Annotated in this window: 15 protein-coding genes; 6 read left to right on the forward strand and 9 right to left on the reverse strand. The window is 64.9% G+C overall.

Translation table 11 applies throughout. The features are described 5' to 3' along the window. Positions 1-11: 11 nt before the first annotated feature. From OJJ21_RS17415 to OJJ21_RS17425, 3 genes are read right to left on the reverse strand one after another with little or no spacing between them, the layout of a single operon-like run. The gene (locus OJJ21_RS17415; protein ID WP_297688155.1) at positions 12-518 is read right to left on the reverse strand and encodes a hypothetical protein; all 507 of its coding nucleotides are present in this window, start codon (positions 516-518) and stop codon (positions 12-14) included. Then, positions 496-2109, reverse strand: coding sequence for a peptide chain release factor 3 (locus OJJ21_RS17420; protein WP_297688157.1), 1614 nt, complete (start codon positions 2107-2109; stop codon positions 496-498). The genes OJJ21_RS17415 and OJJ21_RS17420 overlap by 23 nt, the downstream gene beginning before the upstream one ends. Positions 2110-2147: 38 nt before the next feature. Continuing rightward, the gene (locus OJJ21_RS17425) at positions 2148-4232 is read right to left on the reverse strand and encodes a 3-hydroxyacyl-CoA dehydrogenase NAD-binding domain-containing protein (RefSeq protein ID WP_297688159.1); all 2085 of its coding nucleotides are present in this window, start codon (positions 4230-4232) and stop codon (positions 2148-2150) included. 106 nt (positions 4233-4338) lie between these two features. Here OJJ21_RS17425 and OJJ21_RS17430 point away from each other — a divergent pair, with 106 nt between their 5' ends. Then, positions 4339-5214 (forward strand): hypothetical protein, encoded by an 876-nt coding sequence (locus tag OJJ21_RS17430; protein WP_297688161.1) that lies wholly within the window; start codon positions 4339-4341, stop codon positions 5212-5214. Positions 5215-5218: 4 nt separating this feature from the next. Here OJJ21_RS17430 and OJJ21_RS17435 read toward each other — a convergent pair whose 3' ends face one another. From OJJ21_RS17435 to OJJ21_RS17445, 3 genes are read right to left on the reverse strand one after another with little or no spacing between them, the layout of a single operon-like run. After that, the gene (locus tag OJJ21_RS17435; protein WP_297688163.1) at positions 5219-6436 is read right to left on the reverse strand and encodes an MFS transporter; all 1218 of its coding nucleotides are present in this window, start codon (positions 6434-6436) and stop codon (positions 5219-5221) included. Then, a complete protein-coding gene (locus OJJ21_RS17440) occupies positions 6433-7077 on the reverse strand; it encodes a glutathione S-transferase family protein (protein WP_297688165.1) in 645 nt (214 codons plus the stop codon). Before OJJ21_RS17440 ends, OJJ21_RS17435 begins: the two co-directional genes overlap by 4 nt. A gap of 13 nt (positions 7078-7090) precedes the next feature. Beyond that, positions 7091-8389: an NAD(P)-binding protein gene (locus tag OJJ21_RS17445; RefSeq protein WP_297688167.1), complete on the reverse strand. Its 1299-nt coding sequence runs from the start codon at positions 8387-8389 to the stop codon at positions 7091-7093. Between the two features lie 120 nt (positions 8390-8509). Here OJJ21_RS17445 and OJJ21_RS17450 point away from each other — a divergent pair, with 120 nt between their 5' ends. The 5 genes from OJJ21_RS17450 (at position 8510) to OJJ21_RS17470 (ending at position 11597) form a co-directional block, all read left to right on the forward strand. Continuing rightward, on the forward strand, positions 8510-9301 hold the full coding sequence (locus OJJ21_RS17450) for an N-formylglutamate amidohydrolase (protein WP_297688169.1): 792 nt from the start codon (positions 8510-8512) through the stop codon (positions 9299-9301). A 25-nt stretch (positions 9302-9326) separates the two neighbouring features. Continuing rightward, a complete protein-coding gene (locus OJJ21_RS17455; protein WP_297688171.1) occupies positions 9327-10466 on the forward strand; it encodes a carboxylate-amine ligase in 1140 nt (379 codons plus the stop codon). 17 nt (positions 10467-10483) lie between these two features. After that, positions 10484-10798 (forward strand): DUF1244 domain-containing protein, encoded by a 315-nt coding sequence (locus tag OJJ21_RS17460; RefSeq protein WP_297688173.1) that lies wholly within the window; start codon positions 10484-10486, stop codon positions 10796-10798. Between the two features lie 122 nt (positions 10799-10920). After that, the gene (locus OJJ21_RS17465) at positions 10921-11205 is read left to right on the forward strand and encodes a DUF2312 domain-containing protein (RefSeq protein ID WP_297688175.1); all 285 of its coding nucleotides are present in this window, start codon (positions 10921-10923) and stop codon (positions 11203-11205) included. 2 nt (positions 11206-11207) lie between these two features. Next, positions 11208-11597 (forward strand): hypothetical protein, encoded by a 390-nt coding sequence (locus tag OJJ21_RS17470; protein ID WP_297688177.1) that lies wholly within the window; start codon positions 11208-11210, stop codon positions 11595-11597. A gap of 9 nt (positions 11598-11606) precedes the next feature. On the opposite strand, the gene OJJ21_RS17475 is transcribed toward OJJ21_RS17470, so the two are convergent. The 3 genes from OJJ21_RS17475 to OJJ21_RS17485 all read right to left on the reverse strand — a co-directional run. Further along, positions 11607-12095, reverse strand: a complete 489-nt coding sequence (locus tag OJJ21_RS17475; protein ID WP_297688179.1) for a GNAT family N-acetyltransferase — start codon at positions 12093-12095, stop codon at positions 11607-11609. Positions 12096-12134: 39 nt separating this feature from the next. Beyond that, a complete protein-coding gene (locus tag OJJ21_RS17480; RefSeq protein ID WP_297688181.1) occupies positions 12135-12983 on the reverse strand; it encodes an alpha/beta fold hydrolase in 849 nt (282 codons plus the stop codon). Between the two features lie 183 nt (positions 12984-13166). Continuing rightward, positions 13167-15111 (reverse strand): indolepyruvate ferredoxin oxidoreductase family protein (locus OJJ21_RS17485; protein WP_297688182.1); only part of this gene is annotated, 1945 nt, incomplete at its 5' end.

A 15111-nucleotide genomic window follows, 5' to 3' on the forward strand; every position in this document is an offset into this window, starting at 1 on the left:
AATCGCCCTGTTCAGGAGCGCGGGGGCGGCCGCAGCGGCACTTCCTGCAATGAGCGGATATAGACGCCGACCACCTGCGGGCCCTGCAGATTGCGGTTGATCTGGTAGACCAGCCGCCGCTTCAGAGCCTCGATATCGTTGTCATAGAGCCGGCCGTCCTTGCCGAGCGGATCGCGATTCAGCTCGAAGATCACCGCGTTGTAGACGCGCGGCATCAGCTCGTCGACCTTGCGCGCATTCTCCACCGTACCGCAATCGATGTTGAGTGTCAGGATCACCTTGGAGCCCGGCGGGCCGTTCAGTGGTGCCGTCACCGCATCCACCACCAGCAGCGAGGTGTTGATCGGCGGCTTCTCGATCGGGGTATCGCTTTTTTTCTTCTTTTCCTTTTCCTGCGTCCGCGCCGACTGCGGCAAGACAGACAGGGACAGCAGGCTGCCGGCCGCCAGCAGGCAGAGCAGGCGGCGCCTCGGCAGAGAGGGGCGGTCGAGACGGTTAATGACGTTCCCGTGTGGCATGGAACCGGATCTTATCCCATTTCTTCTCGATATAGGAGAGTTCCCAGGTATTGCGGGCCATGAAGACCGGGCTGCCCTCGCGGTCGTTGGCGATGGTGCCGCGGTTTTGCTCCACAAACAGGTCCAGGTCGCGCTTGTCTTCGGCATCGACCCAGCGGGCGGTTTCGTAGGGCGCCTGCTCGAAACCGACCTCGAGATTGTATTCCTCGGCCAGCCGGGCCGACAGCACGTCGAGCTGCAGCGGACCGACCAGACCGACGATCCAGTCGGCGCCGATCCGGGGCCGGAATACCTGGGTGACGCCTTCCTCGGCCAGGTCTTCCAGCGCGCGCTGCAGATGCTTGGCCTTCATCGGGTCGGAGAGCCGCACGCGGCGCAGGATTTCCGGCGCGAAATTCGGAATGCCGGTGAAACGCAGATCTTCGCTTTCGGTCAGCGTGTCGCCGACCCGCAGCACGCCGTGATTGGGAATGCCGATGATATCACCCGGCCAGGCTTCGTCGGCCAGCGAACGGTCCTGCGCGAAGAACAGCGTCGGATTGCTCACCGTGATCGGCTTGCCGGTGCTGACCTGCTTGAGCTTCATGCCGCGCTTGAAATGGCCCGAGCACAGCCGCAGGAAGGCGACGCGGTCGCGGTGGTTCTTGTCCATATTGGCCTGGACCTTGAACACGAAACCGGTGACGGCCTTCTCGGTCGGCTGGATCATGCGCTTGTCGCTCGGCTGCGGCCGCGGCGGCGGGGCGAATTCGCCCAGGCCCTTCAGCAACTCGTCAACGCCGAAATTCTTCAGCGCCGAACCGAAATAGACCGGCGTCATATGGCCCTGGCGATAGGCTTCCACATCGAAGGGCGGGCAGGCGCCTTCGATCAGCGCGATGTCTTCCTGCAGTTTGGCGAGCTGCGCAGCCGGGATCATCTCGGCGGCGCGCGGATCGTCCAGACCCTTGTCCAGGATGATGACTTCCGGTTCCAGGTTCTTGTTTTCCTTGCCGACCAGCAACAGGCGCTTGCCGAACAGGTCGTAGCAGCCCTTGAAATCGTAGCCCATGCCGACCGGCCAGTTCGCCGGCACGCATTCCAGCGCCAGCGTGGAAGCCACCTCATCCAGCAACGCGAAGGGGTCGAGCGACTCGCGGTCGATCTTGTTGACGAAAGTGGCGATCGGCACATCGCGCAGGCGGCAGACTTCGAACAGCTTGCGCGTCTGGGTTTCGATACCCTTGGCGGCATCGAGCACCATCACGGCGGAATCCACCGCCGTCAGCGTGCGGTAGGTATCCTCGCTGAAGTCTTCATGGCCCGGCGTGTCGAGCAGGTTGAAGGTCCAGCCCTTGTATTCGAAATTCATCACCGAGGTGGAGACCGAAATGCCGCGCTGCTGCTCGATTTTCAGGAAGTCGGAGCGGGCGCGCCGGCTTTCGCCGCGGGCCTTCACGGCGCCGGCCAGATGGATGGCGCCGCCGAACAGCAGCAGCTTTTCGGTCAGGGTCGTTTTGCCGGCATCGGGATGCGCGATGATGGCAAACGTGCGCCGGGCGCCGATGGGATCAGCGGCGCCCGGAATGGAAACGGCAGCGGGTTCGGACATCGTACTCTAACGCACCCTCTGAAAAGGAGTTCAGGCCTTTAGCGGCTGCTCCACCCCTTGCCGGCCTCGGCCCGTTCGACCAGCAGCTTGGCCGGTTCCCAGAACTTGCCGTGGATCTTGTGGAAGCCGCGGATCGTGGCGAGCACCTTGTCGAGGCCGATCTGTTCGGCCCAGAACATCGGCCCGCCCCGATAAACGGGGAAGCCATAGCCGAAAAGGTAGGTGATGTCGATATCGCCGGACCGGATGGCGATGCCTTCCTCCAGGATCTTGGCGCCCTCGTTGGCCAGCGGATACATGCAGCGCTGGACAATTTCCTCGTCGGAAATCTCCCGCCGTTCAATGCCTTGCTCTCTGGATGCGGCCAGGATGATGTCCTTGACCACCGGATCGGGCACCGCATCGCGGCCTTCGTATTTGTAGAAACCCGCGCCGGTCTTCTGGCCGAAGCGACCCAGTTCGCAAAGCTGGTCGGCGACCCTGGAATAGCGCTCGTCCTTGGGGCGCAGATGCGCCTTGCCCTTGCGGATGCGCCAGCCGACATCCAGGCCGGCCAGGTCGCTCATCCTGAACGGCCCCATGGCGAGGCCGAAGTCTTCCAGCGCGCGGTCGATCTGCTCAGGGCTGCAGCCTTCTTCGAGCAGGAAATTCGCCTCGCGTAAGTACCCATGCAGCATGCGATTGCCGATGAAGCCGTCACAATTGCCGGCCAGCACCGCCACCTTCTTCAGCTGTTTGCCCAGCGCCATCACGGTGGCGATGGTCTCGGGTGAAGACTTCGCGCCGCGCACGTTCTCCAGCAGCTTCATCACATTCGCCGGGCTGAAGAAATGCGTGCCTATCACATCCTGCGGCCGCTTGGTGGAGGCGGCGATCTCGTCGATGTCGAGCGTCGAGGTGTTGGTGGCCAGCACCGCACCCGGCTTCATTACCTTGTCGAGCTTGCCGAACACCTCCTTCTTGACGCCCATCTCCTCGAACACGGCCTCCACCACGATATCGGCATCGCCGATATCCTCGAAGCGCTGGGTGCCGGAGATCAGCTTCATCGCCCGATCCATCGCCTCCTGCTTCATGCTGCCGCGCGCCACGGACGTGGCGTAGTTCTTTTCGATCACGCCAAGGCCGCGGCTCAGCGATTCCTGTGAGACATCCAGCAGCTTCACCGGAATACCCGCATTGGCGAAGTTCATGGCGATGCCGCCGCCCATGGTGCCGGCGCCAAGCACGGCGGCCGACTTGATCGGCTTGGGCTTCGCCTCCTCGGGCAGGTCGGGGATTTTGGCGGCTTCGCGTTCGGCGAAGAAGGCATGAATCTGCGCGGCGCGTTGCGGGCTGGCCATGCATTCGAAGAAGTATTCGCGTTCCTTGGCCAGGCCTTCGTCGATCGGCAGCCTGGTGGCCGCTTCCACCGCATCGATGCAGCGCCACGGGCCGAGGAAGCCCCTGGCCTTGCGTTCGATGCTCTTGCGATAATCGGCGAATACTGCCGGATCGACATTGCTGACCTTGTCGTTCATGTCGCGCACCAGCCGCAGCGGGCGCTGTTCGGCCACTACCGTTTTGGCGTAGGCGAGCGCACCCTCCAACAGGTCGCCGGTCACGATTTCGTCAATGGCGCCAAGTTCGGCCGCCTTCTTCGCCGGGATCGGATTGCCCGATACGATCATGTCGAGCGCCACTTTCGGTCCGACCAGGCGCGGCAGGCGCTGCGTGCCGCCCGAGCCCGGCAGCAGGCCAAGCTTCACTTCCGGCAGGCCGACCTGGCCGCTTTCCAGCGCCACGCGCCAGTGGCAGGTCAGCGCCACTTCAAAACCGCCGCCCAAAGCAGTGCCGTGCAGCGCCGCCACCACCGGCTTGGTCATCGCTTCGATACGCTTGAGCACATCGGGCAGATAGGGCTGCAGCGGCGTCTTGCCGAATTCCTTGATATCGGCGCCGGCGATGAAGGTGCGGCCGCCGCCGATGATCACGGCGGCGTTGACCGCCGGATCGGCATCGGCCTTGTCCAGCCCGGCAATGATCCCGGCGCGCACGCCCTGGCTCAGAGCGTTCACGGGCGGGTTTTCGATGGTGAGGACGGCAATGCCGTCGCGGACGGCATAAGCGACTGGATCGGACACGTTTCTCTCCGCTACCTTATAGTTTGTCGGACAATCGGTTATAGCCGAGCCATTCAGCCCGGGCAAAAGCCTTGGCCTGCCGCTGCGTCAGCGCTAAGTCTTTGTCATGGCCACCTTTTTGGAATATCGCGCGCAAGATTGGGATAATCGCCGCCTCTGGGTCGCGGTTGTGCTGTCGCTGCTGCTGCATGGCCTGGCGGCGCTGCTGCTGCTGATCGAGCCCTGGACCTGGCGAATCCAGCCCGAGCCGCCGCCGATCCTGGCCGAATTCGTGCTGCCCGAGGCGGCGAAACCGGCCCCGGCAGTGCCGCCCACGCCATCCGTCGCGCCGCCCCCCCCGCCGCCCGCCCAGGCCAGGACGGTGGAGGACCCCGCCCCTCCGGTGCCGCCACCCAGCATCCCGCAGCTGCAGCAGGCGCCGGTGACCCAGGCGCCGTCCCAGGCGCCACCGAGCGCCGGGCAGCGGGCGCGTCCGCAGGCCAGCGAGCGGGCGCAGCCGGCGCCGATGCTCGGCCAGTCCGGTCCGGCCACCACCACGGCACCGCCGGCGCAGCGCCAGCGCACGGCGCCGTCGCAGGATACGGGTAACCGCCGGCCGGGACCGCCGGGCGCGGCCGGCGAGACCGGCCCGACCATGACGCAGTCGGAAAGCGATTTCTTCCTCAGCCAGGTGGTGAGCGCCTGGGTGATCGATTTCGATGCGCCGCAATTCGCCGATATCCGCATTTACGGCCGCTACCGCGTGCTGCCCGACGGCATGCTGGCGCCGCCCTTCGGCAAGAACGACCCCTGGGACATGCGGGCGATGGTGGAGAACTGGGACCGCATCGCCAACGATCCCCGGCCGCATGCCATCGCCTTCCGCACGGCCGTGGAAACCTTCCTGCGGGCGATGCGGCTGGCGCAGCCGATGCGCATGCCGCCCAATGCGGAAGGTTATCCCAAGGTGCTGGAGCTGAATTTCCGCATCGGCGACATGTAATGCGTCAGCGCGCCGGAATCCCGCGCCGCGCGATCACCATGCACAGCGCGCCGAGCAGGGTGACGAAAGCCATCAACAGATAGCCGCCGCCGTAACTCAGGCCGATCTCGTCATGCATCAGGGCGAAGCCCGATGGGCCGATCACCACGCCGGCGAAAGTGATGCTCAGCGTGGCGCCGGTGGCCAGCCCGATGCTTTGCGGCGGTGCCTGACGGGCAATCACCGCCATGAACACGCCATTCCAGCCGATGGCGCAAAAGCCGAACAGCATGACCGTGGCGCCGGTCAGTGTGAGCGGCCACGCGGCATCGATGAAAGAGGTGACAATGGCGGCGAGCATCGCCACGGCGCCATTCAGGATCAGCACTTTCGACCCTGACTTCATCCTGTCAGCCAGCCAGCCCCAGGCGAGGCGGCCGAAGGCGCCGGCGGTCTGTGCCAGCGCCAGCAGCGTGCCGGCCAGCACCATATGCAGGCCGACCTCGGTGACCAGATAGGTGACCAGCAGGCCAGTCAGACTGAGCTGCACGGCGGAATAGGCAAACGAGCAGAGTGCGAGCCAGCGCAGAATCGGATGCCGCCACACCACGCGGAGACCCGCCAGCGGCGACAGGAACAGCGGCGCATCGGGCAGCCGGTCGGCATCCCATGACGTCTGCGCCCGCTGCAACAGGATGCTGAGGCCAAAGCCGAGCAGCGCGCAGAAGGCCAGTCCCGCCTGCCAGTCCAGCGCCAGCGTGATCGGCGGGATCAGCAGACCGGCCAGCACGCCGCCGATCGGCACGCCGCACTGCTTGATCGAGAAGATCAGGTTCATATGCGCGCCGCTGCGCGTGCGCGACAGCAGATGCGAGGCCGCCGGATTGGTGCAGCCATAGCCCAGCCCGATGACGAGGGCGCCCAGCACCAGGGCCTGCAAGGAGCCCCAGGCCGAGATCAGGCAGCCGGATGCGGCCAGCCACAGCGCCATCTGGCTGGCGCGGCCCGCGCCCAGACGACGGACAAAGCCGCCGCCGATCAGCGAGGTGACGACGGCGCCGGCATAAACCAGACTGACCTGATAGCCGGCCAGGCCGGGCCCGGTACCCAGTTCGGCCGCCGCCCTGGGCGCCACGGCTGAGAGGGCCAGTGCCGCCAGCGTGGTGATCGACTGGGTTCCCGTCGTTGCCGCCAGCACCGGCCAGACCGGCAGGGTCGCCTGGCTGGCGGCCGCATCGCTCACTGCGTGGCCTGCAGCTTTTGCTGGTAGGAACGCCAGCTGGCACGGACTTCGTCCAGCACCGGCGCCGCAATCGGATGTGCTTTGATGCGCTGCCAGTAAGCAGCGAGTGCCGGGCGTTTTTCCAGCAGCGGCTGGCCGATCAGGCCGGGCAGGACTTCATCGGCATAAAACAGCATGGGGCTCAGCGCGCAATCGGCCTGGCTGAAGCGCGCTTCAGCGGCGCAGCCATCTTTCGCCACGTAGATATCGAGGAATTTCAGACCGCGCGCGAAAGCCGGAGCCAGAGCCTCGATCGCCTCGCGATTGCCCGGGGCGGTGAACAGCAGCACGAAGAAATCATGCAGCGGCGGTGCCAGATAGAGGTCAGACAACCGTACCATCAGGGTGACGCGGGCACGCGCCTCCGGTGTGTCGAGATACAGCGACGGCCCGCCCAGCACGGCATCGAGATAGCCGCAGATCACTTCCGATTCAGGCAGCAGCGTACCGTCATCCAGCAGCAACGCGGGAATCTTGCCGATCGGCGCGATGCTGCGGAAATCGGCAGAGGGCTTTACCAGTTCGATCTGCGCGCTTTTCGCGCGCAGCAGCATGCGTACACGGGCAGCGAAAGGTGAGCCGTCGTTGTTGTAGAGTTTCATGGCTGCCAGGGTTTCATGATTGCCTGTGCTTGCGCAATTCTTCCCAGGCCGCCAGCTTGGCCCGCGGGCTGCCCGGCATCGCACTGGCAGTTTCCGCTGCCTCGATGCGTTTCCAGCAGGCCCAGTCCATCACCGGCACGCCGCGGCTCTTCAGCCAGGCATCCAGCGCCGCCGAGCCTTCCCTGGCCGGGGTGGTGTCGGTGGCGTAATCGGCCAGCAGCAGGTCGGCCACGGTCTTGGATTCGGCGCGATTGGTCGGGATGGTGCCTGACGGCCCGCGTTTGGCCCAGCCGACCACATAGAGGCCCGGCTCGATACGGCCGTCGGTATTGGCGATCACGCCGCGCGCATCGCTCTGCGGCAGATCGCCGTCGGCAGCGGTGCGATAGCCGATGGCGCTGATCACGGTGCCGACATCCAGCGTCGCACCACCCCTGATCTTCAGGCCTTCGACGCGGCTGCTGCCGGTGATGGCTTCAGGCACGGCATTGAACAGGAAATGCAGCCGGATCGGCTTGTCGTCCTCGCGTGCGGCGAAGTCGTGCAGGATGGCGAGGTTCTTTTCCTTCACCCGTGCCTCGTTCGGGTCCAGCCCGGCGGGCAGGGCGTCGGGCAGATCGCTTTTCTTCACCACCGGCCGCACGCGCTCCAGCCGGCCGAGTTCGGCCAGTTCGGCACTGGTGAAACTGGCCTCCACCGGGCCGCGGCGACCGAGGATGTAGAGATCGGTGAACGGCGCCGTCGTGATCATCCCGGCAGCATGGGCGGTCAGGTCGCTGCTCGCCATCTCGGCTTTGGTCTTGCCCAGCACGCGCACGATGTCGATGGCGACATTGCCCATGCCGATCACGGCAACGCCCGGCCGGTCCAGCAGGGGTTCGAGATCGCGGAAATCGGGATGGCCGTTATACCAGCCGACGAAGGCCATCGAGCCATAGCGGCCGGGCAGCGCCTCGCCGGGAATCCCCAGCGGCCGGTCGGCATGGGCGCCGAGCGCCAGCACCACGGCATCGTAATGATTGCGCAGGTCGGCCAGCGGCAGGTCGCGGCCGACCTGCACATGACCGAGAAAGCGCACATTGCCGCCGGCGAACAGGCGGTCGAACTGCCGGGTCACCGCCTTGGTGCCCTGGTGGTCGGGCGCGACGCCGAACCGCACCAGCCCGTAGGGCGTCGGCAGGCGGTCGAACACGTCGATTTTAAGGTCGGGACGCTGGCGGAGCAGGGCATCGGCGCAGAACAGCCCCGAGGGACCGCTGCCGACTATGGCGATATGGTGCAGCACGGCTTCGTTTCGGCTATGATTGGACAAATTGTCGCCGCAACCTTAGTGCAGCCTGCCTTGGTTATGCAAACCTGCCACCCCGATTTCCGCCCGGATCGCCATCCTGGCCCGGCCTGCCGGCCGTTTCATACCTGAACCTGCCGGCTGATGACCGAATCCCCCTCGGAACCCCCAAGTTTTCGCGTGCTCAACCCGCAGGGCCGCGCGCCCGCGGTGCTGATCTGCGACCATGCCAGCCGCGCCGTGCCGCCGGCCCTGCGCAATCTCGGCCTGCCGGATGACGAACTGTTGCGCCATATCGGCTGGGACCCCGGCACGGCGGCGATTGCCGAACGGCTGGCGCATGCGCTGGATGCGCCGGCGGTGCTCTCGGGCGTGTCGCGACTGGTGATCGACTGCAACCGGCGGCCCGACGATCCCACCCTGATCTGCGAAGTCAGCGACGGCACGGTGGTGCCGGGCAATCGCGATCTCGATGACGCCGAGCGCGAACGCCGGCTGGCGCGCTATTTCCGGCCCTATCACGCGGCCATCGCCGATACGCTGGATGCGGCACGCCAGCGCAGCGCGCAGCCGGCCCTGCTCTCGATCCACAGTTTCACGCCGGCTCTGCGCGCGAAAGACGAAGCGCGGCCCTGGCATATCGGCGTGGTCTGGGACCGCGACGGCCGCCTGGCCAAGCCGCTGCTGCAGGCCCTGCAGGATGAAGGCGACCTGATGGTGGGCGACAACCTGCCCTACAGCGGCCGCGACCATTCCGGCTATTCGATTTTCGAGCATGGCCAGAATCGCGGCCTGCATCATGTGATGATCGAGGTGCGGCAGGACCTGGTGTCGAGCGAGGCCGGAATCAGCGAATGGGCGGAGCGGCTGGAACGCTGTTTCCGCCGCATGCTGGTCGAGGCCGGTATACTGGTGCCGGCGAGCAGCGCGGCGTAAGTTGGCTTTTTTGGGGGAAATGCAGTTGGCCGAAGATTTCACCATCGGCATCGAGGAAGAGCATCTGCTGGTCGAACGCGACAGCGGCATGCTGGCGGTCGAGCCACCGGCCGCCCTGCTGGAGGAATGCGAGACGCTGGCCGGTGGCCAGATCAATCCCGAATTCCTCAAATGCCAGATCGAGATCGCCACCAAAGTCTGTCGTGACATGAGCGAGGCGCGCGGCGAGCTGGTGCGGTTGCGTTCGGCCATCGCCGATGTGGCGGCCAAGCATGATCTGGCACCGATTGCCGCCTCGACACATCCTTTTGCGAAATGGAGCGAGCAGAAGCATACCGACCGCGAGCGCTACGATCGCCTGGCCAAGGACCTGGCCGGCGTGGCGCGGCGGCTGATCATCTGCGGCCTGCATGTTCATGTCGGCATCGAGGACGAGGACCTGCGTATCGACCTGATGAACCAGGTCAGCTACTTCCTGCCGCATCTGCTGGCGCTCAGCACCTCCTCGCCCTTCTGGCAGGGTGAGGAAAGCGGCCTGCATTCCTACCGCCTCTCGGTGTTCGACAGCCTGCCGCGCACCGGACTGCCCGAGCGGCTGGAGACCTGGGGCGAGTACCAGCGGCTGGTGAATCGCCTGGTGCAGGCCGGCCTGATCGAAGATGCCACCAAGCTGTGGTGGGACATCCGCCCCTCGGCGCGCTACCCCACGCTGGAGTTGCGCATCACCGATGTCTGCACAAGGGTCGATGACGGTATCAGCGTTGCCGCGCTGTATCGCTGCCTGCTTGCGGCGCTCCTGCGGTTGAAGCAGAAGAACCAGCGCTGGCGCATTTATGCCAACACGCTGATCGACGAGAATCGCTGGCTCGCCCAGCGGTACGGCGTCGAAGGCCGGCTGGTCGATTTCGGCAAGGGCCAGGCCGTGCCCTACGGCGCGCTGCTGGAGGAATTGCTGGAGCTGGTGCATGAGGAAGCCGTGCAGTTCGGCTGCCTGGCCGAGGTGGGCCGGGCGCGCGGCATCCTGGCCCGTGGCACATCCGCCCAGCGGCAGTTGCATGTTTACCGCCAGGCCCTACATGCTGGGATGGACAAGGCCGCGGCGCTGAAGGCGGTGGTCGACTGGCTGATCGCCGAGACGGTGAATTTCCATATTCCCCAAGACTAAGTCTGTAGGAGAGAAACATGGCCGACACAATCGACGACAAGACGCAGACCGAGCTCGAGGCTGCAGCTTTCCGCCGCCTGGTACAGCATCTGCGGGAGCGCACTGATGTGCAGAATATCGACCTGATGAACCTGGCCGGCTTCTGCCGCAACTGCCTGTCGAACTGGTATCAGGATGCTGCCGCAGGCAAGGGGATCGCGATCGATAAAATGGCGGCGCGCGAGTCGATTTACGGCATGCCCTATGCCGAGTGGCAGGCGAAATACCAGAAGGAAGCCTCGCCGGAACAGCAGAAGGCCTTCGCAGAAGCGCAGAAATCCCACAAACACTAGATTTCCACAGCAGGCGCATTCCTGTGGATAAGTGCGGGCGAGGGGAGCTTCGGGCATAGGCGCGCCGGCCGTGCTGGCTATAATCCGCGCCAACCCCAGCTCACAGTTTGCAGAGGCATCCCATGGCCAAACTCAAGTCCGGCAACTTCTCGACCGATCAGCTCAACCAGCTCGTCGCCCGCATCGAGCGTCTGGAAGAAGAGAAGAAGGCGCTGGCCGACGACATCAAGGAAGTCTATGCCGAGGCCAAGGCGCATGGCTTCGATGTGAAGATTCTTCGCCAGGTGATCCGCCTGCGCAAGATGGACAAGGCCGATCTGGACGAGCAGGAGACGCTGCTGCAGGTTTATATGGACGCGCTCGGCATGACCGACAGCCGCGGCGCCGACGAAGCGGCGGCGGAGTAAGCATGCGCAGCGGCCTTGCCAGCGGTATCGCAGGCTTGGCCGCATTCCTGCTCTGTGGTGTGGCGGCTGCGCAGCCGCAGCGTCCGGTCACCGACGACGCGCAGGCCTGCGTCACGGTCGCCAATCTTACCGAATACAACTGGCCGATTGGCGTCCGCCGCGAGGGCCGGGTCAATTCCACGGTGATTGCCAAGCCGCGCGAAGTGAATCGCTATTGCGCGCCCGACCGGCTTGGGCCGAACGAGTTCATCATCGTACAGGTGAAGTCGAGCTGGTTTCCGGTCGGCGAATGCCGCCTGAAGAATCGCGGCACCATGGAAATCTACCGCGAGAAAAGCACCGAGACCGACAGTGGCGAAGTCACGCGGGTGAAATGCTACGAGGGGCGCTGATCCTTCGGCTCACGGGCGCGCCAGTGCCCAGCGCCAGATCGTGCCGTCGTCGGGATCGTCCAATGCTTCAATCAGTGTGAAGCCGCGTTTGCGCAGGATCGCAGTGGAAGCACTCTCCTCCGGCAGGGTATGCGCCAGCACGGCCTGAATCTCATATTCGTTGAAGGCGATCTTCAGCAGCTCGCGCGCCATCACGCTCGCCACACCCTGGGCTTCGTAGCCCGGGAAAGTGAAATAGGCGATTTCGACCAGGCCCTGCACCGGCGGCGACTTGAAGCTGCAGATGCCGAGCAGGGCATTGTCGGCATCGCGCAGGGCGAAATAGCTCAGCCAGGGCTCGGTGGCACCGGTCTGCGCATAGAGATCGAGCGTCGCCGTCGCAACTTCGGTGGCAAGTTCCGCAATCTCGGCATGGTTCGGATGCTCGGCCAGAACCGCCGCCGGATTGGCGGACAGGCTTTCCAGATAAGGCGTGTAGAGCGGCTTGAGCGTCAGCATCTGCGGGTTCTGGCCGATCCTGCCGGTCAGCGCAAGGCCTCAGCGGTTTTTCAGCCAGTCCAGCACGACCGGCAGCACCACCTGCGGTTTGCGCACCCAGCGGAAATGGTCGATGCCCTCGAAGCCCAGCGCCCTGGGATCGAGATGGTGGCGGCTTAGCGCGGCCTTGGGAAAGCGTCGCACGATGTCGTTCAGCGCATGTTTGGGCGCGAAGAAATCGCCCTGCAGCGAGATCGCCAGCACCGGCAGGGTCATGGTCGCCAGCACGGCATCGTGATCGGTCTTGTGCGGGTTGCCGAAATGGAAGCGCCCGGTGCGCGCCTGTCTTCCCCAGTCGGCGATCACGCTGCGCGCCTCGCGGCCGGCGAAGCGGAATTTCTCGCCGGGGAAATGGCCGAGCAGCTTCGCCGTCAGCACCGCCGCCTGGCTGTAGGGCCAGAAGGGCAGCGGCCACAGCTTCCAGTGCACCGAACTCACTGCCGTCAGGATCAGGCCATCGAGCTGATCCGGATGATGCGCGGCATAGATCGCGCTGACCTGGCCGCCGAGCGAATGACCGTAGAGATAGAAGGGCACACCGGGAAAGCGCGCCTTCACGGCGGCAATCGCCTGCGGCCAGTCCTCGGTCAGCATCTCGTGATAGCCGAAATCATAATCGCGACCGGGTTTGCGGCCGCCGCTTTCCTCATGGCCGCGCAGTTCGGCGACAGCGACATTGTGGCCGGCGTCGCGGAGCGCCGTGGCGAGCGGTGCGTAATAGCCCGCTTTCACGCCCATCGCCGGCTGGATCAGGATGGCAGGCGCGGCGGGGTCCGCAGCGGGATAGAGATGCAGCGCGAAGCTGGTACCTTCACTGCGCTGTAAACGGATTGTTTCTGGTGTCGTCATGGCGCGATCAAGCCACGACACGCGCCGCCCTGCAATTACCAATCAGGTCGTAACGTCGCGGCATGCCGTTGCGGAAGTAAGACGTGGATGGCCGGGACAAGCCCGGCCATGACAATTATAGAAATGAACGTCATTACAAAGCGTGTCATGCCCGGGCTTGGCCCGGGCATCCACGAGTTCCTTTTACTCCGCAGCAGTCGCCAATGGCGCCGGGCTGCGGAAGCTGGCGAGCAGCCTGGCTTCCTTGGCCTTGGCATCGGCCAGATGCTTCACCTTCACATGGCCGTAGCCGCGGATATCTTCCGGGATTTTCGCCAGCTGCACCGCCAGGGCGTGATTATCGGGTGTCAGCTTCGTGCAGAGTTCCTCGACCAGCGTGACATAGTCTTCGATCAGCCGGCGTTCGGTCTTGCGCTCCTCGGTGTAGCCGAAGACGTCCAGCCTGGTGCCGCGCAGGCCTTTCAGTTTCGCCAGCAGGCCGAAGGCGCGGAACATCCACGGACCGAACTGCTTCTTCTGCGCGATACCGGTTTCCGGATCTGGCGGATTGAGCAGCGGCGGCGCGAGATGGAACGAGAGCGTGAAATCGCCCTCGAACTGCGCATTCAGCTTCTGCAGGAAGCCGCCGTCGGTATAGAGCCGCGCCACCTCGTATTCATCCTTGTAGGCCATCAGCTTGTAGCCATAGCGCGCGACCGCCTCGGCAAAGCCGGTCATGCCTTTGGCCTTCTGCTGCTCGGCCGTGCGGGCCTTTTCCACCAGGCTCTTGTAGCGTTGTGCGTAAGCCTGGTTCTGGTAGTCCACGAGGCGCGGCATGCGGTCGGCCAGCAGTTCATCCACGGTCTTGGCAAAAGCCCTGGGCTCCATCGCCGTCACGGTCGGACGGGCGATGTCGTCCACCACCTTGGCGTCCTGGGCATAGAGCCGGCCCCAGTTCAGCGCCCTGACATTGGCATCGATCGCCGTGCCGTTCAGCTCGATGGCCTTGAGCAGGGCCTCCAGCGAGACCGGGATCAGGCCGCGCTGCACGGCATAGCCGAGCATGAACATGTTGGTGGCAATCGCATCGCCCATCAGTGCCGTGGCGATGCGGGTGGCCTCGACGAATTCCGACAGGTTGTCGCCGGCACCATTGCGGATCGCCTGCGTCATCTGGTTATCGTCCAGCACCAGGTTGGGGTTGAGCTGGAAAGCCGCGGTCGGCGTCAGATGCGTGTTGATCAGGGCGCGGGTGACGCCTTTCTGCATCTTTTCCAGCGCGGCGTCTCCTGCGGCCACCACCATGTCGCAGCCCAGCACCAGATTGGCGCCGCCGGCCGCCACGCGCACGGCATGGATGTCGTCCGGCGTTTTGGCGATGCGCACATGGCTCAGCACCGCACCGTTCTTCTGCGCCAGTCCGGTGAAGTCGAGCACGCTGGTGCCATAGCCTTCCAGATGCGCGGCCATGCCGAGAATCTGGCCAATCGTCACCACGCCGGTGCCGCCGATGCCGGTGATCAGGATATTGTAGGGCTGGTCGAGCGGCGCGATTTCCGGCGTATTCAGATTGCCGAACAGGTCGTCGGCAATGCCGTCGGGATTTTTCTTCACCTGTACCCTGGCGCGCTTCACCTTGCCGCCATGCACGGTGACGAAGCTGGGGCAGAAGCCCTTCACACAGGAGAAGTCCTTGTTGCAGGACGACTGGTTGATCTTGCGCTTTCGGCCCAGTTCGGTTTCCTGCGGTTCGACCGAGACGCAGTTGGATTTCACCGAGCAGTCGCCGCAGCCCTCGCAGACCGCCTCGTTGATGAACACGCGGCGATCCGGATCGGGGAAGGTGCCGCGCTTGCGGCGGCGGCGCTTTTCGGCGGCGCAGGTCTGGTCGTAGATCAGCACGGTGCAACCCGGAATCTCGCGCAGTTCCTTCTGCACGGCATCCAGGTCGTCACGGTGGTGGAAGGTGGTGCCCGGCGCCCATTCGGTGCCGACCGGATACTTGTCCGGTTCGTCGCTGACCAGGGCGATGCGGCGCACGCCCTCGCCATAGACCTGCAGGCTGATCTGCATCGGGGTCAGCTGGCCGTCATGCGGCTGGCCGCCGGTCATGGCGACCGCGTCGTTGAACAGGATCTTGTAGGTGATG

The organism is Ferrovibrio sp. (assembly GCF_025869515.1).
GTDB lineage: Bacteria > Pseudomonadota > Alphaproteobacteria > Ferrovibrionales > Ferrovibrionaceae > Ferrovibrio.